The sequence below is a fragment of the Achromobacter animicus genome (assembly GCF_902859585.1).
GTDB lineage: Bacteria > Pseudomonadota > Gammaproteobacteria > Burkholderiales > Burkholderiaceae_B > Achromobacter > Achromobacter animicus.
On record NZ_CADIJM010000008.1, the window covers coordinates 105,940 to 128,668 of the forward strand.

General features: G+C 66.8%; 19 protein-coding genes. 8 read left to right on the plus strand and 11 right to left on the minus strand.

Annotated elements, in window-relative coordinates; translation table 11 throughout:
* Window positions 1-67: 67 nt before the first annotated feature.
* From HV681_RS18840 to HV681_RS18850, 3 genes are all read left to right on the plus strand, one after another.
* Complete coding sequence (locus HV681_RS18840) at window positions 68-643, plus strand: chromate transporter (RefSeq protein ID WP_175124493.1); 576 nt, start codon at window positions 68-70, stop codon at window positions 641-643.
* The gene (locus HV681_RS18845) at window positions 640-1,164 is read left to right on the plus strand and encodes a chromate transporter (RefSeq protein WP_175124494.1); all 525 of its coding nucleotides are present in this window, start codon (window positions 640-642) and stop codon (window positions 1,162-1,164) included. The genes HV681_RS18840 and HV681_RS18845 overlap by 4 nt, the downstream gene beginning before the upstream one ends.
* 69 nt (window positions 1,165-1,233) lie before the next feature.
* The gene (locus HV681_RS18850) at window positions 1,234-2,007 is read left to right on the plus strand and encodes a DUF1345 domain-containing protein (RefSeq protein ID WP_175124495.1); all 774 of its coding nucleotides are present in this window, start codon (window positions 1,234-1,236) and stop codon (window positions 2,005-2,007) included.
* 30 nt (window positions 2,008-2,037) lie between these two features.
* On the opposite strand, the gene HV681_RS18855 is transcribed toward HV681_RS18850, so the two are convergent.
* Complete coding sequence (locus tag HV681_RS18855) at window positions 2,038-2,796, minus strand: SDR family oxidoreductase (RefSeq protein ID WP_175124496.1); 759 nt, start codon at window positions 2,794-2,796, stop codon at window positions 2,038-2,040.
* Between the two features lie 263 nt (window positions 2,797-3,059).
* On the opposite strand from HV681_RS18855, the gene HV681_RS18860 reads away from it, so the two are divergent.
* The 3 genes from HV681_RS18860 to HV681_RS18870 all read left to right on the plus strand — a co-directional run bounded on the left by HV681_RS18860 (window position 3,060) and on the right by HV681_RS18870 (window position 6,710).
* Window positions 3,060-3,998, plus strand: coding sequence for a GlxA family transcriptional regulator (locus tag HV681_RS18860; RefSeq protein ID WP_175124497.1), 939 nt, complete (start codon window positions 3,060-3,062; stop codon window positions 3,996-3,998).
* Window positions 3,999-4,211: 213 nt separating this feature from the next.
* Entirely contained in the window at window positions 4,212-5,450 is a 1,239-nt protein-coding gene (locus tag HV681_RS18865; protein WP_175124498.1) for an MFS transporter, read from the plus strand.
* Window positions 5,451-5,465: 15 nt separating this feature from the next.
* Window positions 5,466-6,710 (plus strand): arsenic transporter, encoded by a 1,245-nt coding sequence (locus HV681_RS18870; protein WP_175124499.1) that lies wholly within the window; start codon window positions 5,466-5,468, stop codon window positions 6,708-6,710.
* Between the two features lie 100 nt (window positions 6,711-6,810).
* Here HV681_RS18870 and HV681_RS18875 read toward each other — a convergent pair whose 3' ends face one another.
* The 10 genes from HV681_RS18875 to HV681_RS18920 all read right to left on the minus strand — a co-directional run bounded on the left by HV681_RS18875 (window position 6,811) and on the right by HV681_RS18920 (window position 20,351).
* Entirely contained in the window at window positions 6,811-9,285 is a 2,475-nt protein-coding gene (locus tag HV681_RS18875) for a TonB-dependent siderophore receptor (protein ID WP_175124500.1), read from the minus strand.
* A gap of 183 nt (window positions 9,286-9,468) precedes the next feature.
* Window positions 9,469-10,452, minus strand: a complete 984-nt coding sequence (locus tag HV681_RS18880) for a FecR domain-containing protein (protein WP_175124501.1) — start codon at window positions 10,450-10,452, stop codon at window positions 9,469-9,471.
* Complete coding sequence (locus HV681_RS18885; RefSeq protein WP_175124502.1) at window positions 10,449-10,961, minus strand: sigma-70 family RNA polymerase sigma factor; 513 nt, start codon at window positions 10,959-10,961, stop codon at window positions 10,449-10,451. The genes HV681_RS18880 and HV681_RS18885 overlap by 4 nt, the downstream gene beginning before the upstream one ends.
* A 180-nt stretch (window positions 10,962-11,141) precedes the next feature.
* On the minus strand, window positions 11,142-12,266 hold the full coding sequence (locus HV681_RS18890; RefSeq protein ID WP_175124503.1) for a methyltransferase: 1,125 nt from the start codon (window positions 12,264-12,266) through the stop codon (window positions 11,142-11,144).
* Between the two features lie 141 nt (window positions 12,267-12,407).
* The gene (locus tag HV681_RS18895; RefSeq protein ID WP_175124504.1) at window positions 12,408-14,075 is read right to left on the minus strand and encodes an OFA family MFS transporter; all 1,668 of its coding nucleotides are present in this window, start codon (window positions 14,073-14,075) and stop codon (window positions 12,408-12,410) included.
* Between the two features lie 128 nt (window positions 14,076-14,203).
* Complete coding sequence (locus tag HV681_RS18900) at window positions 14,204-14,461, minus strand: formate dehydrogenase subunit delta (protein ID WP_105240256.1); 258 nt, start codon at window positions 14,459-14,461, stop codon at window positions 14,204-14,206.
* A 17-nt stretch (window positions 14,462-14,478) separates the two neighbouring features.
* Window positions 14,479-15,300 (minus strand): formate dehydrogenase accessory sulfurtransferase FdhD, encoded by an 822-nt coding sequence (fdhD, locus tag HV681_RS18905; RefSeq protein ID WP_175124505.1) that lies wholly within the window; start codon window positions 15,298-15,300, stop codon window positions 14,479-14,481.
* A gap of 26 nt (window positions 15,301-15,326) precedes the next feature.
* Window positions 15,327-18,203, minus strand: coding sequence for a formate dehydrogenase subunit alpha (fdhF, locus tag HV681_RS18910; protein ID WP_175124506.1), 2,877 nt, complete (start codon window positions 18,201-18,203; stop codon window positions 15,327-15,329).
* Window positions 18,204-18,216: 13 nt separating this feature from the next.
* The gene (locus HV681_RS18915; RefSeq protein WP_175124507.1) at window positions 18,217-19,797 is read right to left on the minus strand and encodes a formate dehydrogenase beta subunit; all 1,581 of its coding nucleotides are present in this window, start codon (window positions 19,795-19,797) and stop codon (window positions 18,217-18,219) included.
* Entirely contained in the window at window positions 19,794-20,351 is a 558-nt protein-coding gene (locus tag HV681_RS18920) for a formate dehydrogenase subunit gamma (protein WP_175124508.1), read from the minus strand. The genes HV681_RS18915 and HV681_RS18920 overlap by 4 nt, the downstream gene beginning before the upstream one ends.
* 157 nt (window positions 20,352-20,508) lie before the next feature.
* On the opposite strand from HV681_RS18920, the gene HV681_RS18925 reads away from it, so the two are divergent.
* Complete coding sequence (locus HV681_RS18925; protein WP_175124509.1) at window positions 20,509-21,618, plus strand: substrate-binding domain-containing protein; 1,110 nt, start codon at window positions 20,509-20,511, stop codon at window positions 21,616-21,618.
* A 7-nt stretch (window positions 21,619-21,625) separates the two neighbouring features.
* Window positions 21,626-22,726, plus strand: a complete 1,101-nt coding sequence (gene moaA / locus HV681_RS18930; protein WP_175124510.1) for a GTP 3',8-cyclase MoaA — start codon at window positions 21,626-21,628, stop codon at window positions 22,724-22,726.
* Window positions 22,727-22,729 lie beyond the last annotated feature (3 nt).

A 22,729-nucleotide genomic window follows, 5' to 3' on the forward strand; every position in this document is an offset into this window, starting at 1 on the left:
GTTATCCACCTCTGGCGCGGCCCCCCCGCCAGTTCCCATTGCCGGCCTGGCGCCGGCCACCAAAAAGATGAACGCAGCACTTCCCATTGACGAGGCCGGCGTACGGCCTCCCCCTACTTGCGGCCAGTTGTTCTACGGATTCCTCGTGCTGGGCCTGACCGCCTTTGGCGGCGCCTTGCCCCTGGCCCGTCGCATGGTCGTCGAAAAGCACCGCTGGCTGACCGGCGCCGAATTCACCGAACTGCTGGGCCTGTGCCAGTTCCTGCCGGGCGGCAACATCATCAACCTGTCCGTCGCCCTGGGCATGAAATTCCGCGGTCCGCGCGGCGCCTTCGCCGCGCTGATGGGCCTGATCCTGGCGCCGTCCATCATCGTGATCATGCTGGGCATGGTCTACGACCGGTTCCAGAACGATCCCGACATCCAGCACCTGTTCGCCGGCCTGGCCGCCGCCGCAGCCGGGTTGCTGATCTCGATGGCGGTGAAGATCGGCATGCCGGTCATCAAGCGCCGCGACTGGCTGGCGGGCGTGGTCGCCACCGCCTGTTTCATTGCGATTGCCGTGTTGCGCATTCCGTTGCTGCCCACCATGGCGGTCCTGACGCCGCTCAGCATTCTGATGGTCTGGAGGCAACGTCGATGATTCACACACTGATCGCGCTCGTCCTGATCTTTACCCAGCTGTCCGTGCTGGCCTTCGGCGGCGGCAACACCATCCTGCCCGAGATGCAGCGCCAGGTCGTGGAGGTGCACGGCTGGATGACCGCCGCCGACTTTTCCGCGCTCTTCGCGCTGGGCCAGGCCGCGCCGGGGCCCAATCTGATGGTCGTCACGCTGGTCGGCTGGCACGTCGCGGGGTTGCCGGGCGTGCTTGCCACCACCATCGCCAAATTCGGTCCGTCGTCGATCATCACCGTCATCGCGCTGGGGCTGTGGGAAAAATTCAAGGACCGCCCTTGGCGCGGGGTCATTCAGGCGGGCATCTTCCCGATGACCGTGGGCCTGGTCGCGGCCAGCGCCTCGCTCATCACCGAGGCGTCTGTCCATACGTGGTTGCTGGGCGCCATCGCCGCCATCGTGGCGATCCTGGGCAGCGTCACGCGGATTCACCCGCTGTGGCTGCTTTTCGCGGGCGCGCTGGCCGGTTTGCTTGGTATCAGTTAGCGTAGGGGACTCTTGCGAGCCCAGCGCGCGATACGCGCCACGGGTGCGCACTGCGGACAGGAGCCCGCCATGCAGCCGCTCACAGACGAAAACGCTTCAGACGAAAACGCTTTAGATGAAAGCGCCCGGGGCCGCAGCACCCGGGATGACCGCGCCGAGCAAGACACGCCCCGCGATGCCGGCGCCGGCGCGGCGTCGAATGCCGAGCCGCTGCCGTTCTTCGACGCCCATCGCCGGCTGATGCTGTGCGCCGGCCTGCTGCTCGTCGTCGCGGGCGGGCTATACGCCGCCGGCCTGACGCCCAGCCTCGCCCTCCTGCTGGGCTTTGACGCCGGCGCGCTGGTCTTCCTGATCCTGACCGTGCGCGTGTTCAGCCGCACCAGCGCCGCTTCCATGCGCCTGCACGCCCGCCAGCACGATGTGGGCCGTACTGGCGTCCTGTGGAGCAGCGTCGCGCTGTCCTGCATGGTGCTCGTTGCGCTGTGGGTCGAACTGCATGCGCAAAGCAGCGTCGGCGCCCTGGTGGACACGCTGGCCGCCGCTGTGACCATCGTGCTGTCGTGGCTTTACATGAACATGATCTTCGCGCTGCACTATGCCCACGGGTACTACGGCCATAAGAGCGCCATGCACAAGGGTCTGGACTTTCCGGGCACGGACGACCCCGACTACTGGGACTTCGCGTATTTCTCGCTGGTGCTGGGCATGACGTTCCAGGTGTCGGACGTGCAGATCGTCAACCGGCGGCTGCGGCGGATGGCGATGACGCATGGCGTCATCGCGTTCTTCTTCAACGTGTTCATCATCGCGATCAGCGTGAACGTGGCGGCGGGGCGGGCGTAGGGGAATTCCGGCGGCGCCCCTCGCGCGGCCTCAGACCGGGATCGGGTTGTCGACCAGGCTTTGATTGAAGGCGTTCACGAACGCATGCTCGTTCGAGCCGGGGTTGTCGCGCAGATCGCGGATGGCGTCGACCAGCACCTCGGGCGCGTCCGTCGCCAGCTTCTGCATTGTCTCGGCGATGAAAGCATCCAGCGGCATGGCGCGCGGATCGCCGCTTTTCTTGATGAGGTCCGTGTCGACCCATGGCGGCGCGATTTCCTGGACCGTCACGTTGGTGTCGCGCAGCATGAACCGCTGCGACAACGCGTACGAATGCAGTGCGGCCTTGGATGCGGAATAGACGGCGTTTGAGGCGATCGGGACATAGGCAAGCATCGACGTGTTGTGGATGATCGTCGCGCGCGGTTGCGCCTTCAGATGCTGGATGAGGGCGGACGTGAGGCGGATCGGCCCCAGCAGGTTCGTTTCCAGGATCTGCTGCGACACGGCGTCGTCAATCTGGGACGACGGGTCATCGAACGGCATGATGCCCGCGTTGTTGATCAGCACGTTCAGCGACGGGTACTTGGCGATCAGGGTCTTGGCGACGCGGTCGATGTCCTGAGCGTCCGAGATGTCGAGCTGGATGCCTTCGATGCCAGGATGCGCCGCGGCGATCTCGTCCAGCAGCGCCTGCCGGCGGCCGGCGATGATGACCTTGTTGCCCAGGTCGTGGAAAGCGACGGCCAGCGCGCGGCCGATGCCGGAAGTGCCGCCAGTGATGAAGATGGTGTTTTGGGTCAGTTGCATGTCGGTGCCTCGGTCGGTTGTGAGCGTCTGGGTTCGTTTCAGATCGCGGTGTTGGCACTATGAGGCAGTTTGAGTTTGTCTCAAATGTCAATAAAGCGTCGTTTTAGGACATGCTGATTTTTTGTGTACTTCCCCGTCCGTCGTGCTGACGGGATAAATGCTGCGCAAGCAGACCACATCGCGTCCCCCGAGCAATTCATCGGTTGACGAGTACTCGCAGCTCAAATAGCCTTAAAGCGTCATTTCCAGACAAAGGTTTAAACATGCGCCAGATCGGCCTCATTCTCGAAGAGGGCTTCCAGGTGATGGGCTTGGCTGCGCTGGCGGCATTCGAATTCGCCAACATCGCCCTGGACCGCGACGGCTACCGCGTCACCATCCTGTCGGAAGGCGGCGGCCTCATCCGGTCCACCATGAACGCCGGCATCGAGACTGTCGCCCTGGGCGTTATGCCCGACACCCTGATCGTGGCGGGCGAACTGATGCCAGGGCCGATCTCGCCCGGCCTGGCCCGCTACGTGGCGCGCGCCGCCACCGAAGCGCGCCGTGTCGCGGGCGTCTGCACGGGCGCGTTCGTCCTCGCGCAGGCCGGCCTGTTGAACGGCCGCACCGCCACCACCCACTGGGCACATGCGCGCAGCTTGCAGGAACGCTTTCCCGAAGTGCGCGTCGACCCTGACCGCATCTTCGTGCGCGACGGCAACATCTGGACGTCGGCTGGCATGTCGGCCGCCATTGACCTGGCGCTTGCCTTGATCGAAGACGACCACGGTGCGGCGCTGGCCCGCGACGTCGCGCGCCGGCTGGTGGTCTATCACCGGCGGCCGGGCGGCCAGTCGCAGTTCTCTGCCTTGCTCGAACTGGAACCGCGCTCCGACCGCGTGCAACGGGCGCTGGTCTATGCCAAGGAGCATCTGCGCAACGCGTTGACAGTGGAGGAACTGGCCGAGGCGGCCAGCTTGTCGCCACGCCAGTTCAGCCGGGTGTTCCGTGACGAGACCGGGCATTCCCCCGCCAAGGTGGTGGAGCTGCTGCGGCTGGAAGCGGCCCGCGGGATGCTGGAAGAAGGGCGGCATTCCCTGGATGTCGTGGCGCGCGATACCGGTTTCGCGGACCGCAATCGCATGCGGCGGGCGTTCCTGCGCGCATACGGCCAGCCCCCGAGCGAGGTGAGGCGCGGGGTGCAACCTGCCAGCGCATGACGCATCATGCAGACCTGAAACTGACAGGGCGTTGAACGCCGCGCCGCTGTAGCGCATTGTCGCTGACGCCCGGATCGTTGTGATCTAAGATGCGCCATCCGAACGCTGGCGCATGCCTGGCGCGCGGCTCCGGCATATCCGGCGAACCGAGGCAAAGGCCTCGCGCCGATTCCAGGCCGACACCGATCGACATCCACGCTTTCCACGTCTGCCTTGCACTCTCCATCGCCCGCAACGCGTCCTCTCGATTGGCTGAACTTCTTCGTGGCCGATGTGCGGGACGGGCTTGGCCCCTATCTCGCCATCTATCTGCTTGCCGTCCATCACTGGCGCCCTGACAGCATCGGGCTCGTCATGACGATATCCGGGCTGGCGGCGCTGGCAGCCCAGACGCCGGCCGGCGCGCTGGTGGACCGCGCCTCCAACAAGCGCGCGTTGCTGATTGCCGCCGCCGTGCTCGTGACGGTGGCGTGCATGGCGGTCCTGGCCAACCCGAACTTTGTCTGGGTCACGCTGACGCAGGCGGTGGCAGGCGTCGCGTCATCGGTGTTCGCGCCCGCAATTGCGGGCATCACCCTGGGACTGACCACCGCGCACGCCTTCACGGAACGCATCGCGCGCAACGAGTCGTTCAACCACGCGGGCAACGGTTTCGCGGCGCTGCTCGCGGGTGGGCTGGCGTATGTGTGGGGGCCGGTCGCGGTGTTCTACCTGATGGCGGCGATGGCGCTGGCCAGCCTGGCCGCCACGATGCGTCTTCCCGCGCATATCGATCTGGACAAGGCGCGCGGGTTGGAGCCCGGCCACGATGCCGCCGCGCATGCGCAGCCCGTGCCGCTGCGCCAGTTGCTGTCCAACCGGCCGCTCGTGCTGCTGGCGCTGAGCTGCGCGCTGTTCCACCTGGCCAACGCGGCCATGCTGCCGCTGGTCGGGCAGAAGCTTGCCCTGGCGAACCCGGCGCTCGCCACGCCGCTCACGGCGGTCTGCATCGTCGCCGCGCAGTTCGTCATGATTCCCGCCGCCATGGCCGTGGGGCGCTATGCGGACCAGTGGGGGCGCAAACCGCTGCTGCTGTTCGGTTTCCTCATCCTGCCGCTGCGCGGCGTGCTCTACACGTTTTCGGATGACACGGCGTGGCTGGTGGGCGTGCAGTTGCTCGACGGCATCGGCGCGGGCATCTTCGGCGCTGTCCTGCCCCTGATGGTGCTGGACCTGACCCAGGGCAGCGGCCGGTTCAACGCCAGCCTGGGCGCCGTCACCACGGTGTTCGGTATCGGCGCGGCGCTCAGCAACGGGCTCGCCGGCCTGATCGTGCAGCACGCGGGTTACAGTGCAGCGTTTCTGGCGCTGGCAGGCATTGCCGGCCTGGCTTGCATGACCTTGCTGGTGTTGCCGGAAACGCGCGTGGCCGCCCCGGCGACCGCCGCATCGGCTTCCAATTCCCTTCCTTGATCCTCTTCTGAAAGCATGTCGCTATCCAACGCCGTGATCTGGTTGATTGCCGCCGCGACCACGATGGCCATTCTTTTTCGTCCGTGGCGGCTCCCCGAGTACGTTTGGGCCACCGCCGGCGCGGTCGCGCTGGTGGCGCTGGGCTTGCTGCCGGCCGCCAAGGCGGGCAGCGCCATTCTGGAAGGCACCGACGTCTACCTGTTCCTGATCGGCATGATGCTGGTGGCAGAAGTCGCCCGGCAGGCAGGCTTGTTCGACTGGGTGGCGGTGGCGGCTGCCGATCACGCGGCCGGGTCCGCCCGGCGGCTCTTCGATCTGGTGTTTCTGGTGGGCACGGTGGTCACCGTGCTGCTGTCCAACGATGCCACCGCGGTCGTGCTGACGCCCGCGGTCTATGCTGTGGCGCGGGTGGTCGGCGCGCCGCCGTTGCCGTACCTGTACGTCTGCGCCTTCATCGCCAACGCGGCCAGCTTCGTCCTGCCGATCTCGAATCCGGCCAATCTGGTCGTGTTCGGCGATCGCATGCCCGCGCTGGGGCCATGGCTGGCGCACTTTGCGCTGCCCTCCGTCTTGGCCATCGGCTCCACGTACGTGACGCTTCGGCTGGTGTTTCGCGATGATCTGCGGCAGCCGTTGAAAGCTTCGCCGCCGTTGCCGCCCATGACATGGCCGCTGCGCATGGCCGCGCTGGGCGTGGCCCTCACGGCGGGGACGCTGCTGATCACGTCGGCGCTCGGCCATCGCCTGGGCTTGCCGACGCTGATTGCCGGCTGCGTGTCGGCGGCGCTGGTGCTGGCGGTAACGCGGTCGGGGCCGCTGCGGCTCATCAAGGGTGTCGCGTGGGGCGTGCTGCCCCTGGTGGCCGGGCTGTTCGTATTGGTCGAAGGCATGGCCGCCAGCGGCGTGCTGCAGGATCTGGCGGACCTGATGCGCGGCCTGTCCGCGGACGCCGCGCTTTGGGCTGGCGGCGTGGGCGCCGCGCTGTCGGGCAACGTCATCAACAATCTGCCTGCGGGGTTGATGGCGGGCACGCTGGCGCGCATGGCCGACCTGTCCAGCACGGCTAATGCCGCGCTGCTGATCGGTATCGACCTGGGCCCCAATCTGTCGGTCAGCGGCTCGCTCGCCACCTTGCTGTGGCTGCTGGCCGTCCGCCGCGAAGGCATGCACATCAGCGCGCTGAGCTTTCTGCGGCTGGGCGTCTTGGTGATGCCGCCTGCGCTGATTCTGGCGTTGGGCGCGCTGCACGTCTTCAGTTGACGCAGCACGTCTTGAATTGACGCTGCACTTATTGAATTGACGCGGCGCGCGGCGCAGGCCTGGCGATGGCCAGCGCGCCGCGCGCCTTTCAGGCCCCGCGTCAGAACGTGCCGCGGACCGTCAGCGTCGCGTTGCGCGGATCGCCATAGAAGCTGCCCCAGCCCGGCGCGCCGATGGTCTGGTAGTAGGTCTTGTCGAAGATGTTGTTCACGTTCAACGCCGCCGACCAGTTCTTGTTGATCTGGTACGCGACGCGCGCATTCCACACCGCGTAAGACCCCTGTGAGACCCGCACCGAACGCGTTTCCGTGTAGCTGCCCGTCTGGTAGTTCACGCCGCCGCCCAGCGACCATGCCGACAGTTCACCCGGCAGCCGGTAGTCGGACCACAGACGCAGGATGTGCTTGGGCGTGACGGTGCGCGCGAAGTTGGTGTTGGTGACCGAGGTGTCGTCCAGGAACTTCAGCGTGTTGAACGTGTAGCCCGCAAACAGTTGCCAGCCAGGTGCCACTTCGCCGCTGATCTCGGCGTCCAGGCCCTGGCTACGCACCTTGCCGCTCGACAGGTAGCAGATGTCGCCCGTCGAGCACACGCTGGTCAGATCCTCCTGCGCACGGTTCTTCTGATCGACGCGGAAGAGCGCGATGGACGTGTTCAGGCGCCCATCCATCAGTTCGCCCTTCAGGCCGATCTCGTAGTTCTTGCCCACGATGGGGTCCAGCACCTTGCCCGATGCGTCCACCGCATTCTGCGGTTCGAAGATCTGCGCGTAGCTGACATAACCGGACCACTGTGGATTGAACGCGTAGATCAGGCCGCCATAGGGCGTGACGACGCCGTTGTCCTTGTAGGGATCGACGTACTGCTCGCCGCTGTCGCGGTAGCGGCTGGTGTTCTCGTACCAGCTCACGCGCGCGCCGGCCACCAGCGTCAGCGGGTCGGCCAGGCTGAAGCGGCCGACGCCGTACACGCCGGTCTGCTTCATCTTCACGATGGTCGCGGCGCTGCGGTAGGCGTTCTCGCGCATCCAGTCGTCGGTGGGTTCCGGCACATGGTGATCCGGGTTCCACACGTTCACCGCGCGGTTCAGGCGGTTCAGCGCGAAATCGTTCTTGCTGGTCAGTTCGTTGATGCTGGCGCCGAAGGTCACCGAGTGCTTGCGGCCCAGCGCCTCGAAGGCGCCGTCCACATCCAGGTTCAGCGCCTTGTTGTGCGTGGACATGTCGAACAGGCCTGCGTACAGCATGGGCCCCAAACCGGTCACGGGATTTACGGCGCCTTCCGTGAACGCGTACTTCGAATCGTTGGATTCCTGGGTGGACGTGCCGGTCAGCTTGAGCGACCAGTCCTTGTTGAAGCGATGCGCCAGCTCGGCAAAGACGGTGGTCTGCTTGCCGTTCCAGCGGTTCCAGTCCTGGCCCAGCGATGTTGACCGCTTCAAACCGATGTCGTCGCCGTTGCTGTAGTGCGGCAGGCCGTGGAAGAAGGGCGTGGAGCGGAGTTCCTCGTAGCTGACGCCGCCGGTCAGGGTGGTGTCCGGCGTGAAGTCATAGCTCAGCACGCCGTACAGCACGCCGGTGCGGCTTTTCGCGCTGTCGTAGAAGTATTCGCGGTCGTTGTAGCTGGCCACGCCGCGGGCGCGCAGCGTGCCGGCTTCGTTGAGCGGCGCGCTGGCGTCGATGTCGGCGCGATAGTTGTTCCACGAGCCGCCGCTGGCCAGCATCTGCACCTGGGTTTCGGCCAGCGGGCGCTTGCGCACCAGGTTGACGGCCGCGCTTGGCGAGCCGGCGCCTTGCAGCAGCCCGGTGGCGCCGCGGATGATCTCCACGCGGTCCAGCGTCACGGTTTCGGTGGTGAAACTGTCGGCCTGGGGATAGTAGAAGGCGCGGTTCACGCCGTCGAACTGGTAGCTGTCCACGCGAAAGCCGCGCGAATACACGTAGCTGCCGCCCATCGGGCTCTTGTAGAGCGTCATGCCGGTGCTGTTGGCCAGCACCTCGTCCAGCGTGTTGGCGTTCTGGTCGTCCATGCGCTGGCGGGTCACGACGGTGACCGACTGGGGAATCTCCTTCAGCGTCTGGCGGCCCTTGCCGATGGTGACGACGCGGCTGGTGTAGCTGCCGGTGCCTTCGGTGACGGGATCGTTGGTCATGCCGGTCACCGTCACCGGCGCCAGCGTGGACACGCCCGGCGTGTCCTGCGGGATGCGCCGCAAGTGGTAACCCTCGCCATTGGCGTTGGCGACCGCCTGCAGGCCGGTGCCGGCCAGCAATCGGGACAGGCCCTGTTCCGCGGTGTACCGGCCCGACAAGCCTTGCGTCTGCACGCCGCGCGTCAGGGCGGGCGAGGCCGCCACCGTGACCTTGGCGGCCACGCCGAACTGGCCCAGCGCGACATCCAGCGTGGTGGGCGCGATGGCAAAGGCGACTTCGCCGGACCACGCGGCCTGCGCCCACGACGCGGCGGGGAGGGCGAATGTGGCGGCCGCCGTCAGGGCAAGGTGGACGGCAAGGCGCAAGCGCATGCGCGGAGACGATGACAAGGCGAGGGGAGAAGGGGAATGGCGTCGTGCCATGGCTGGGGGTTCCTGATTCGTCGATTGAAAAGCGCGGCCCGCGGGCGCCTCGGGGCCTTCTCTTGGTCTAACGAACCAGAAATGAAATTCTGCGGCGTTGTTACGAAATAGTCGGGATGCGCCGTGGGGGGGCGGCGAAATCGGGGGGGAAATCGGGCGACGAATCGGCGCGAATCAGCGCCTTCATGCCCGGCCCACGCTGACCCAGTAGCGCGTGCGATAGCGCAGCCTCAGGTCCAATACGCCGGCAAGCACCTCGAGCGCCTTGTCGGTGTCGTCGATCCGGAACGCGCCGGTGACTTCGCGGTGCGCCACGTCGGCGTCGCAGCGCACGATGCCGGTGCGATAGCGGCCCAGCTCGGCCACAAACCGGTCCAGCCGCATGCGGTTCGCAACCAGCATGCCGCCGGTCCAGGCCGGCGCCGTTTCGTTCACCGCGGTCACGGGCGACAGGCTGCGGCGGTCGAACTCGGCCTGCTCGCCCGCATGCACGACCCGGCGCGCCTGCGCTTGCGCGTCCGGCTCCACCTGCACGGCGCCTTCGAATACCGCGACGTGCGTGGCGCCCCGGCTGTCGTCCATCTGGCGCACGGAAAAGCGCGTGCCCAGCGGCGTCAGCAGGCCGTTTGGCGTTCTTACGCCGAAAGGCCGGCCTGCGTCGTCGGTGCCTGTGGCGATCAGGATCTCGCCGCTGCGCAGGTCGATGCGGCGCTGCTGCGCGTCATAGCGCATCGCCACGGCCGAATCGGTGTTCAGGGTCAGCACGGTGCCGTCGGGCAGGTGCACGACGCGCTGCTCGCCCGTCGCGGTGCGATAGACCGTGCTGCCGTCCCACAACCCTTCGCGCGCGCCCATCCAGCCCAGCGCGCCCAGGCCGACGCCGGCCGCCATCCATTTGAGTGCGCCGCGGCGCGAGCGTTGGTCGCAATAGCGCAGGATGGTCTGCCCCGCTGCGGCGGTCGACACGTTGCCGGTGGTGGCAGCCTTCAGATCCTGGCTGATGCCCTGCAGGCGCTGCCAGGCCAGTTCGTGGCGCGCATCTGCTTCGCGCCATTGCGTACAGGCGGCCTGCGTGGCGGCGTCCGGGGCGTCGCCGGCGCGCATCATCCACTGCGCCGCCTGCCGGATGATGTCGGGATGCACCCGCTCGGTGTGCGCGGCGCTCATGCGTACAGCACCGTGTAGCAGTGTTCCCACGCCTTGATCATGTCGCGCTGCACGGCCGCCACCGAAATGCCCAGCTCGCGCGCCACGTCCAGATAGGGCAGGCCTTCCACCTGCGCCAGCACGAAAACCCGGCGCACCCGCGCCGGCAACTGCTCCATCATGCGGCACACGGCATCCAGCGCCTCGACCACCAACGCATGCGTCTCGGGACTGGGCGCCACGTCTTCGCTGCGCGCGGCGAGCGTCTCAAGGTAGGCTTGTTCGATCGCCCGGCGGCGCGATTGGTCGATCAGCAGACGCTTGGCAACCGTGGTCAAAAAGCCGCGCGGCTCGGCAAACGCGGCGCGAGATTCGCTGCGCATGACGCGTTCGAACGTGTCGTGCGCCAGATCGGCGGCATTGTCGGCATTGCCGGCAAGCCGGCGGCGCAGCATCTGCACAAGCCAGCCATGGTGCTCGCGGTACAGACTGACGAATTCGGCGGAGGACGCAAAAGGGGCGGGCGGCACGGGTCTGCGGGTCAGATGCTAATGGGAATGATTGCTAATTGTAGCCAATCAGCGGCTCGTGGCTATTTCTTTTCACGCCCGCCCATTCCCGCTGCGCCCAAGCCGCGGTCGCGGCCTTCCGCTATCTGGGGTTGAAAGGGGCGCCCGCCCGGCGTCGAAAGCCCCGCACCCTCAAGCCCTTCAGGCGTCGGCTGCGCCCAATCTCCACAGCGACGTCATTTCCTTCGACCGCGCTGCAAACAACGGATCCGACGCGTCCCGCGCCTTGCCGTGCACCGGCCGCGTATCCAGCTTGTCGATCACGCGCAGCCCGGCGGTTTCGATCATCTCCAGCAACTGCTCGCGTGTGCGCAAGCCCAGGTGCTCGGCCAGATCCGACAGAATCAGCCAGCCTTCGCCATTCGGTGTCAGATGATCCTTCAATCCATTCAGAAACCCGCGCAGCATGCGGCTGTCCGGGTCGTACACAGCATGTTCCAGCGGCGAGCTGGGCCGCGCGGGCAGCCACGGCGGGTTACAGACGATCAGCGACACGCGGCCTTCGGGGAACAGGTCCGTCTGTTCGACCTCGACCTGTCCCGACAGGCCCAGACGTTCCAGGTTCTCGTGCGCGCAGGCGATGGCGCGCGCATCCGTGTCAGTGGCGATGACGCGTTTGCCGCCACGGCGGGCAATCACTGCGGCCAGAACACCGGTGCCCGTGCCGATATCAAACGCCACGCTGCCGCGCGGCATGGGCGTGTTGGCGACCAGGTCCACATATTCGCCGCGCACGGGCGAGAATACGCCGTAGTGCGGGTGGATGCGGTTGTTCAGCGCGGCAATCTCCACGCCCTTCCTGCGCCATTCATAGGCGCCGATCAGGCCCAGCAGTTCGCGCAGCGACGCCACGAATGGCGCATCGCCCGGCACGTGTGCGGCTTCGCAGGCCGGATGCGCGTCGGGCGCGCGGCGCAGGGGGATGGTGTGGCCGGCATCGAAGGGAATCAGCAGCATGCCCAGGATGCGGGCGCGCTGCGACTGGACCTGCCGATGCTGGTTGAAGGCTTCGAGCTGGGTTTCGACCGGCTTGCGCGGGCGCTTGTCGACGCGGCGCGTGATGGCCTGCAACAGCTGGCGCGCGTTCTGGAAGTCGCCGCGCCACAGCAGGCCGACGCCTTCGCAGGCGTGGCGGTAGGCCATGTCGGCGGTCAGCGTGTCGTCGGCGACGATGACGCGCTTGGGCGGCGTGGCGCCGGTTTCCGAGTGCCAGCGGGCCGAGCGGGCGACGCCGTTTTCTTCCCAATGCAGTTCAGGCGCGTTCAAGAGGTCGCTCCGGTGGGGAAAAGGGGGAAGGGCAGGATCATGGGAAATGGCACATAAAAGATAAGGGCGCGGGCTGCCAATGTAGCAGCTTCGCGCCCTGGAACTGCTGCGCGGCGCATGCGGCGCCGCGACAGGATGGGGTCAATGGAACAGGACGACGGCCTTTTGCAGCGTGATCCAGATGCCCCAGGCCAGCGGGATGCCGACGCACGCCCATGCAAAGGCGATCAGCGCGGGCGGGGTGCGGAAGCTGGACTTGCCCACGCCGTGGGTTTCGGCGGCGACGGCGCGCTCGTGCGCCAGCGCCTTTTCCTTGGCCAGTTCCTCGTCGGTCATGAAGTACTTGGCGTTGACCGGGCGGATGGCCAGGTTGCACAAAAAGCCCACGACCAGCATGCCGGCCAGGATGTACATGGTGATGTCATACACCTGGGCGCGCGGCACGCCGATGGACAACTGGTATTCGCGGATGTAGTTGACGAGAACCGGGCCGAAGATGCCCGCCGCCGACCACGCGGTCAGCAGCCGGCCGTGGATGGCGCCCACCATCTGGGTGCCGAACAGGTCGGCCAGGTAGGCCGGCACCGTGGCAAAGCCGCCGCCGTACATCGACAGGATGACGCAGAACGCCGCCACGAAGAGCGCCAGGGCGCCGATGTGCGCGGTCCAGGGGATGGCGGCGTACAAAAAGAAGCCCAGCACGAAGAAGACGAAGTACGTCATCTTGCGGCCCAGCTTGTCCGACAGGCTGGCCCAGAAGAAGCGGCCGCCGATGTTGAAGAGGCTGAGCAGGCCCGTGAAACCGGCGGCAATGGCGGCGATGGCCGCGAGCTGGTCCTTGTCGAGCTGTCCAAAACCCAGTTCAGGCTTGTCGATGAGCCCGCCGCCGAACACTTCTTGCAGCAGCGGCGACGCCATCCCCAGAATGCCGATGCCCGCGGTGACGTTCAGGCACAGCGCCCACCAGACCAGCCAGAACTGCGGCACGCCCCACACGCGCTTCACGTGGACGTGGCGCTGCGTGATCATCACGTTATTGACCTGCTTGGCGGGCGGCGTCCAGCCCGCGGGTTTCCAGCCGGTGGGCGGCACGCGGTAGCCCAGGGCGCCCGACATCATGAAGATGAAGTACACCAGCGCCATGGTAAGAAAGGTCTGCCAGACGCCCGGCGAGGTTGGCGTGGCGAAGTGACGCATCAGCAGGTCGGCCAGCGGCGCGCCGATCATGGCGCCGCCGCCAAAGCCCATGATGGCCATGCCGGTCGCCATGCCGCGGCGGTCCGGGAACCACTTGATCAGCGTGCTCACCGGCGAGATATACCCCAGCCCCAGCCCGATGCCCCCGATCACGCCCGACCCCAGCCACAGCATCCACATCTGGTGCAGGTAGATGCCGATGGCCGAAATGACCAGGCCGCCGCACCAGCACAGCGCCGACACGACGCCTGCCTTGCGCGGGCCCGCGCGTTCCAGCCAGCCGCCCCAGAGCGCGGCCGAACACCCCAGCAGCACGAAGAACAGGGTGTACATCCACCCCATCGTCGAGATCTTCCAGTCACAGCTCGTGGTGAAGAGCTCGGCCACGAGACTCATGTCCGGCGGGCAGGCCAGCGGCTTCGCGCCGCCCACCACCTTGGACAACGGCAGCCAGAACACGGAAAAGCCGTAGGCCATGCCGATGCACAGGTGGATGGCCAGGGCGGCCGGCGGCACCAGCCAGCGCGAGAAGCCCGGCCCCGCGATGGTGCGTTCTTTGTCGAAAAAACCCGGCCTTGAGCCGGGCAGGTCCAGGGTGGCGCTACTTTCCATGATGTCTCCTCAGGGGTGCGGCTTTATAGCGTGCGTAGCCCGGAAAAGCCCGGTGACGCCGCCTCTTTTATGGATCTGTTGCTGTCCTGCCACTTCGGGGCGGGCCGTCATGCGGCGGCCCGGGTGCGCTATGCGACGCGCGCAAGCGGGGTAAGACGCTCGCGATGCTGGGTGACCGCCTGCAGCACCAGCGGATGAAGCTGTTCCTCGCCGGCATCGCCGTCGGGGCTGCGCGCCAGGAAGTCCAGCAACTCGTTGCGCATGCGCGGTTCCCAGAATTTCTGGATGTGATTGGTGACGCCTTCCAGCGCCTCGGGCCGGTCCGGCATGGCGTCGAAGAACTGGCCGATGCGGTTGGCCATGCGGATCAGGTTGACGATTTCCATGCTGTCTGGCGTCCGGTTCAAGTAAGGATGCGTTCGGGGTGGGTGTAGATGGCGGCGTCGCCATCGCGCGTGAAGCCCAAGAGCGTCACGTTGGCGTCGGTGGCCAGGCGGATGGCCAGGGCGGTGGGGGCGGAGACCGAGGCCAGCACGGCAACGCCGGCGGATGCCGTCTTTTGCACCATCTCGAAGCTGGCCCGGCTGGACACCACGACGATGCCGTCGCTGCCGTTGACCGCCTGGCGCGCCAACGCGCCGGCCAGCTTGTCCAGCGCGTTGTGGCGGCCCACGTCTTCGCGTACAAAAGCGACGGCGCCATCGGCGCCCGCCCAGCCCGCCGCGTGCGTGGCGCCGGTGATGTCGTGCAGCGTCTGGCGCGCGCGCATGTCGCGCATGGCGGCCAGCACGGCCTCGATGCGCACGGGTGCGCCGTTGGTCACCGGGGCGACCGGCCGCAGCACTTCAGGCAGGGTTTCGACGCCGCACAGGCCGCAGCCGGTGCGGCCGGCCATGGCGCGGCGCCGCGTCTTCAACTGCATTTCACAGGCGGACGAGATCTCCAGCTGCACGACGATGCCGCCGCATTGCGGCAGCAGGTCGATGCCGCGCACGTCGCTGACGCTGCCGATGATGCCTTCGGACAGCGAGAACCCCACGGCAAAGTCTTCCAGATCCGCCGGCGTGGCCAGCATGGTGGCGTGGCTGATGCCGTTGTATTCCAGCGCCACCGGCGTTTCCTCGGCGACGTAGTCGGTCTCGGCGTCGGGGGCGATGGCCCCCGACCGCACGCGGATGACCTGGGTCGGCGTGCAGTCGGGGCGGGCGGTGGTCGGCGTAGGCATGGGATCCCTGGCGTGCTGGCTGTCGGTTACTTCCCGGTCAGCGCCGCCTCGGACTCGCGCGAGCGTTCGCGCAGGAGCTTTTGCTGGATATCCGCAAATCGCGACCATTGCCGCTGCCATTCCGACGGCTGCGACACGCGCGTCACCTGCACGGCCGTGACCTTGTACTCGGGGCAGTTGGTCGCCCAGTCGGAGCTGTCGGTGGTGACGACGTTGGCGCCGGACTCGGGAAAGTGGAACGTGGTGTATACCACGCCCGGCTGCACGCGGTCGGTCAGCGTGGCGCGCAGCACGGTTTCACCCGCGCGGCTCTGGATGCCGACCCAGTCGCCCTCGGCCACGCCCCGGTCCTCGGCGTCCTGCGGATGGATTTCCAGCACGTCCTCGCCGTGCCACATGACATTGGGCGTGCGGCGGGTCTGCGCGCCCACGTTGTATTGCGACAGGATGCGGCCGGTGGTCAACAGCAGCGGGAAGCGGCGCGTGCTGCGTTCATCGGTGGGCACGTACTTGGTGATCATGAAGCGGCCCTTGCCGCGCACAAACTGGTCGATGTGCATGATGGGCGTGCCGTCCGGCGCGTCGTCGTTGCACGGCCATTGCAGGCTGCCCAGCTTGTCGAGCTTGTCGTACGTGACGCCGGCGAACGTGGGCGTCAGCCGCGCGATCTCTTCCATGATCTCGCGCGGGTGCTTGTAGTTCATGGGGTAACCCAGCGCGTTGGACAGCGCCACGGTCACTTCCCAGTCGGACTTGCCGTTCTTGGGTTCCATCACCTTGCGCACCCGGGAAATGCGGCGCTCGGCATTGGTGAAGGTGCCGTCCTTTTCCAGGAAAGAGGAACCCGGCAGGAACACGTGCGCGTACTTCGCGGTCTCGTTCAGGAACAGGTCCTGCACGACGATGCATTCCATCGCCGCCAGCGACGCCGCCACGTGCTGCGTGTTGGGATCGGACTGCACGATGTCCTCGCCCTGGCAGTACAGGCCCTTGAACGACCCGCCCAGCGCGGCTTCGAACATGTTGGGGATGCGCAGGCCGGGCTCGGGCTGCAGCGTGACGCCCCAGTCCTTTTCGAATTGCGCGCGCACGGTGTTGTCGGAGATGTGGCGGTAGCCGGGCAGTTCGTGCGGGAACGAGCCCATGTCGCACGAGCCCTGCACGTTGTTCTGGCCGCGCAGCGGATTGACCCCCACACCTTCGCGGCCGATGTTGCCGGTGGCCATCGCCAGGTTGGCGATCGCCATGACGGTGGTCGAACCCTGGCTGTGCTCGGTGACGCCCAGGCCGTAATAGATGGAGCCGTTGCCGCCGGTGGCAAACAGGCGCGCCGCGCCGCGCACCGCCTGCGCCGGCACGCCGGTGATTTCTTCCATGGCTTCCGGCGAGTTCTCGGGCAGCGAGACGAAATCGCGCCATTCCCGGAATGCCTTTTCCTCGCAGCGCTCGGCGACAAAGTCTTCGGCGATCAGGCCTTCGGTGGCGATGACGTGCGCCAGCGAGGACAGCAGCGCGGTGTTGGTGCCGGGCCGCACCTGCAGGTGGAAATCGGCCTTGATGTGCGGCGAGCTGACGAGCTCGATGCGGCGCGGATCGATGACGATGAGCCGCGCGCCTTCGCGCAGCCGCCGCTTCAGGCGCGAGGCGAACACGGGGTGGCCGCTGCTGGGGTTGGCGCCCATGACGATGACCACGTCGGTATGCATGACGGAGTCAAAGGTCTGCGTGCCCGCCGATTCGCCCAGCGTCTGCTTCAGGCCGTAGCCGGTGGGCGAATGGCAAACGCGCGCGCAGGTGTCGACGTTGTTCGTGCCGAAGGCGGCGCGCACCAGCTTTTGCACCAGCCACGTTTCTTCGTTGGTGCAGCGCGAGGACGTGATGCCGCCCACCGCGTCGCGCCCGTACTGGCTCTGGATGCGGCGGAATTCGGAGGCCGCGTAGTTGATGGCTTCGTCCCAGGACACTTCCTTCCAGGAGTCCGTGATGTGCTTGCGGATCATGGGCTTGAGCACGCGTTCCTTGTGCGTGGCGTAGCCCCAGGCGAAGCGCCCCTTCACGCAGGAGTGGCCGCGGTTGGCCTGCCCGTCCTTCCAGGGGACCATGCGCACGACTTCCTGGCCCTTCATTTCGGCCTTGAAGCCGCAGCCCACGCCGCAGTAGGCGCAAGTGGTCACGACCGAGTGCTCGGCCTGGCCCATCATGATGACGGTCTTTTCCTGCAGGGTGGACGTGGGGCAGGCCTGGACGCAGGCGCCGCAGGACACGCATTCGCTGTCGAGGAAGGGCTGGTCCTGCCCGGCCGACACGTGCGAATCGAACCCCTTGCCGGAGATCGTCAGCGCGAACGTGCCCTGGGTTTCTTCGCAGGCGCGCACGCATCGGTTGCAGACGATGCACTTGGACGCGTCGAAGGTGAAATACGGGTTGGATTCGTCTTTTTCGGCCTTCAGGTGGTTGGCGCCGTCGTAGCCGTAGCGCACGTTGCGCAGGCCCACCACGCCCGCCATGTCCTGCAGTTCGCAGTCGCCGTTGGCCGGACAGGTCAGGCAGTCGAGCGGATGGTCCGAAATGTACAGTTCCATCACGCCGCGCCGCAGGTCGTGCAGCTTGGGGGTTTCGGTGAAGACCACCATGCCGTTCTCGGCGGGCGTCGTACAGGACGCCGGATAGCCGCGGCGGCCTTCGATCTGCACCAGGCACAGGCGGCAGGAGCCGAAGGGTTCAAGGCTGTCGGTGGCGCAGAGCTTGGGGATGTTGATGCCCGCATCCGCGGCCGCGCGCATCAGCGACGTGCCTTCGGGGACGGTGATCTCCTGGCCGTCGATGGTCAGGGTGACGGTCTTTTCGGACACGCGCGCCGGCGTGCCCATGTCGCGATCGCGCTTGATGACGGTTTCTAGCATGGCGGTCTCGGGTTCAGGCCGCGTGGGCGGCAGACTGGGAGGACTCGATGCCGAAGTCCTGCGGAAAATGGTTCAGCGCGGACAGCACCGGGTAGGGCGCCATGCCCCCCAGCGCGCACAGCGAACCGCCAAGCATCGTGTCGCACAGGTCGCGAAGCAGATGCACCTGCTGCTCGCGCTGGTCGCGGCTTTGACCGCCAGCGGCGATCTTGTCGATGGTTTCCATGCCGCGCGTCGAACCGATGCGACAGGGCGTGCACTTGCCACAGGACTCGATGGCGCAGAACTCCATGGCGTAGCGCGCCATGCGCGCCATGTCCACGGTGTCGTCAAACGCCACCAGACCGCCGTGGCCGATCATGGCCGAGATCTGGATATAGGCTTCGTAATCCAGCGGCACGTCCCATTGCGATTCGGGCAGATAGGCGCCCAGCGGACCGCCCACCTGCACCGCCCGCAGCGGCCTGCCGGACGCGCTGCCGCCGCCGAATTCATACAGCAGATCGCGCAGGCTGAGGCCAAATGCCTTTTCCACCAGCCCGCCGTGCCTGAGGTTGCCCGCCAACTGGAACGGCAGCGTGCCGTGCGAACGGCCCACGCCATAGTCGCGGTAGTACGCCGCGCCTTTGGCCAGGATGATCGGCACGGAGGCCAGGGAAATCACGTTGTTGATGACGGTGGGCTTGCCGAACAGACCGGAAATGGCCGGTAGCGGCGGTTTGGCTCGCACCACGCCGCGCTTGCCTTCCAGGCTTTCCAGCAGTGAGGTTTCTTCGCCGCAGATGTAGGCGCCGGCGCCCTTGCGCACCTCCAGATCGAAGCGGCGGCCGCTGCCGTGCACGTCGTCGCCCAGCCAGCCGACGCTGCGGGCGCGCGCGATGGCGGCTTCGAGCGTGGCGATGGCGTGCGGGTATTCGGACCGGACGTAGATGTAGCCGTAGGTCGCACCCACCGCCAGCCCGGCGATGGTCATGCCTTCGATCAGGACGTACGGATCGCCTTCCATCAGCAGGCGGTCGGCAAACGTGCCCGAGTCGCCTTCGTCGGCGTTGCAGACGATGTACTTGGTGTCGCCGGGCGTGCCCGCCACGGTCTTCCATTTGATGCCGGTGGGGAATGCCGCGCCGCCGCGGCCGCGCAGACCGGATTCGACCATTTCGTCGACGATCTGGGCGGGCGCCATGGCCAGCGCGCGCTTCAGGCCTTGCAGCCCGCCATGCGCGGCATAGTCCTGCAAGGACAGCGGATCGATCACGCCGACGCGGGCGAACGTCAGGCGCTCTTGATGCTTGAGGTAGGGAATTTCCTCGGTCAATCCCAGGTGCAGCGCGTGGTCGCCGCCCGTGAGCCAGCCGGCGTCGAACAGCGAGGCCACGTCTTCCGGCTGCACCGGGCCGTAGGCGACGCGGCCTTGCGGCGTGGCGATTTCGACCAGAGGTTCCAGCCACAGCAGACCGCGCGAGCCGTTGCGCACCACCTGCACGGACAGGCCGCGCTGGTCGGCCATGCGTTCGATGTCGCGGGCCACGGTGTCGGCGTCCATGGCCAGCGCCGCGGCGTCGCGCGGCACGTAGATGACGACGGGGGCGCTCATGGCGTGTCCTCCAGCGTGCGGGCCAGCAGGCGATCAAGCTTGGCTTCGGTGACGCGGGCGTGGGGCTGGCCGTCGATCATGACGGCGGGCGACTGCGCGCACAGGCCCAGGCAATACACCGGCTCCAGCGTGAAGTTGCCGTCCGGCGTGCTGCCGTGGAAGTCACAGCCCAGCGTGGTGCGCGCGTGGGCGGCCAGGCGTTCGCCGCCCATGGACTGGCAGGCTTCGGCGCGGCAGACCTCGAGCGTGTGGCGCGCGGCCGGCTCGGTGCGGAAATGGGGATAGAACGTGATGACGCCGTGGACTTCGGCGCGGGAGAGATTCAGGGCCTCGGCGATGGTTTGCACCGCCTCGGCCGGAATACAGCCCAGTTCGTGCTGGACCGCGTGCAGCACCGGGAGCAGCGGGCCGGGCTGGTCTTGCAGCCGGGCAAGGATGCGGGCCGTGGCCGCGATGGCCGGGGTGGTGGATGCCTGGGCGGCGTCCAGGGCCAGCTTGCCGCCCCGGGCCCCACCGCTGGATGCCAGATCGAATTTTGCCTCGCGCAGGTGCACGTCGGTCTCCTCCTGTGTTGCGTGACCCCGTCAACGGGGGCTTATGTGGCGGTCGGATGAGGCAAATTAATATGTTTAAAAAAACATATAAAACACGCATCTGCCGCGTTATTTGTGTACTCTAACGAGGTACTTGAACGCCTTCAATAAGAAATAAATGACATATAAGTTCCGAATCGGCCTGCGGCCGCAATGGACATTGGGCGGAGACGACGAGGCGACCCCCGTGCCGTTGCAGGACATGCTTGCGCTGCTGGCGGCCATCGACGCCACCGGCAACATCGCCGGCGCCTGTCGCGCGTGCGGGCTGTCGTACCGGCACGCCTGGGGCGTGTTGCGGCGCTTCGAGACGCTCTTTGGCACGCAACTTCTCATCACCAATCGCCGCCAGGGCACGCAGTTGTCGCCGTTTGCGGAGCGCCTGCTGTGGGCGAACCGGCGGATCGAGGCGCGGCTGATGCCCACGCTGGACAGCATGGCGTCCGAACTGCAAGAGGAACTTGAACGCCTGCTGCCCGAAAGCGGTCCTCACCTGCGCCTGCATGCCAGCCACGGCTTTGCGGTGGAATCGCTGATGCAGCACATGAGCGGCCGCACACCCGGGCTGGAATTGCGCTATCGCACTGCGATCGAGGCGCTGGCGTCGCTGGAACGGCACGAGTGCGATCTTGCGGGTTTCCAGGTGCCGCTGGGCGATTTCGAATCCCCCATCATGGAACGCTACGCGCAGTGGCTGCATGCGGACGACTACATGCTGATCCATCTGGCCGTGCGCAACACGGGGCTGTTCGTCACCGCCGGCAATCCCAAGCAGATACGCGGCATGGCGGACCTGGCGCGCCGTGACGTGCGCTTCGTGAACCGGCAGATTGGTTCCAGCACGCGCTACCTGGTCGGCCTGATGCTGCAGCGCGCCGGCGTATCGATCGGCGAAGTGCAGGGCTACGAGACCAACGAATTCACCCACATGGCGATCGCCGCGCACATTGCCAGCGGCATGGCCGACACCGGGGTCGGCGTGGAGACGGCGGCCTGCCGCTTCGGACTGGACTTCATCCCCTTGGTGCGCGAGCGGTATTTCTTCGCCATCCGCAAGGCGTCGTTGGACACGCCGGCCATGCAGGATCTGCTGTCCATCATGCGCGGGCCGGACTATGTCGGTTACGTGGGCCAGCTCATCGGCTACGACGCCCGCGATACCGGCCGGCTGCAGACCCTGGACGAGGCGTTCCCCCGTGAACGCGCACCGCGATCCGCCGGGATATGATGTGCCAATGAGCAAAGTGATTTTCCTTGCCGATCACCGCGGCGCGCCGCTTTCCGTGCCGCCCGGGGAACTGCCGCCGCCCGGACAGCCCGCGTTGGACCAGCGCGCGCGTCCGCTGCGCGACCTGCGCATTTCCGTCACCGACCGCTGCAACTTCCGCTGCACCTACTGCATGCCGCGCGAGGTCTTCGACAGCAGCTACAGCTTCATGCCGCATTCGGCGCTGCTGTCCTTCGAGGAAATCAGCCGGCTGGCCGGCATCTTCACGCAGTTGGGCGTCGAAAAAATCCGCCTGACCGGCGGCGAGCCGCTGCTGCGCAAGCACATCGAAAACCTGGTCGGCATGCTGGCCGACCTGCGCACGCCGCAGGGCCGGCCGCTGGACCTGACGCTCACCACCAACGGCAGCGTCCTCGCGCGCAAGGCCGCCGCACTGAAAAGCGCCGGGCTCACCCGCGTGACGGTCAGCCTGGATGCGCTGGATGCGGCCATGTTCCAGGGCATGAGCGACAGCGGCTTCACGCCGGACGACGTGCTGCGCGGCATCGATGCCGCGGCAGAGGCGGGCCTCGCGCCCGTCAAGGTCAACATGGTGGTGCGCAAGGGGCTGAATGACGGGCAGATCCTGCCGATGGCCGAGCGCTTCCGCCACAGCGGCCACATCCTGCGCTTCATCGAATACATGGATGTGGGCAACAGCAACGGCTGGAACCTCGACGAAGTGGTGCCGTCGCGCGAGGTCCTGGACCGCATCGGCGCGGTCTATCCGCTGGAACCCGTGGAATCCGTCGAAATGGGCCGCGTGGCCGAACGCTGGCGCTACGTGGATGGTGGCGGCGAGGTCGGCGTCATCTCCAGCGTCACGCACGCCTTCTGCGGCGGCTGTACGCGGGCCCGCCTGTCACCCGAAGGCAAGCTGTACATGTGCCTCTTCGCCCATGAAGGCCACGATCTGCGCGCCCCGTTACGCGACGGCGCGACGGACGAGGAAATGGCGCGCATCCTGGCGGGCATCTGGTCCGCGCGCGGCGACAACTATTCCGAACTGCGCGGCCAGAACATGGCTGACCCGTCGCGCAAGATCGAGATGAGCTACATCGGTGGCTGAATC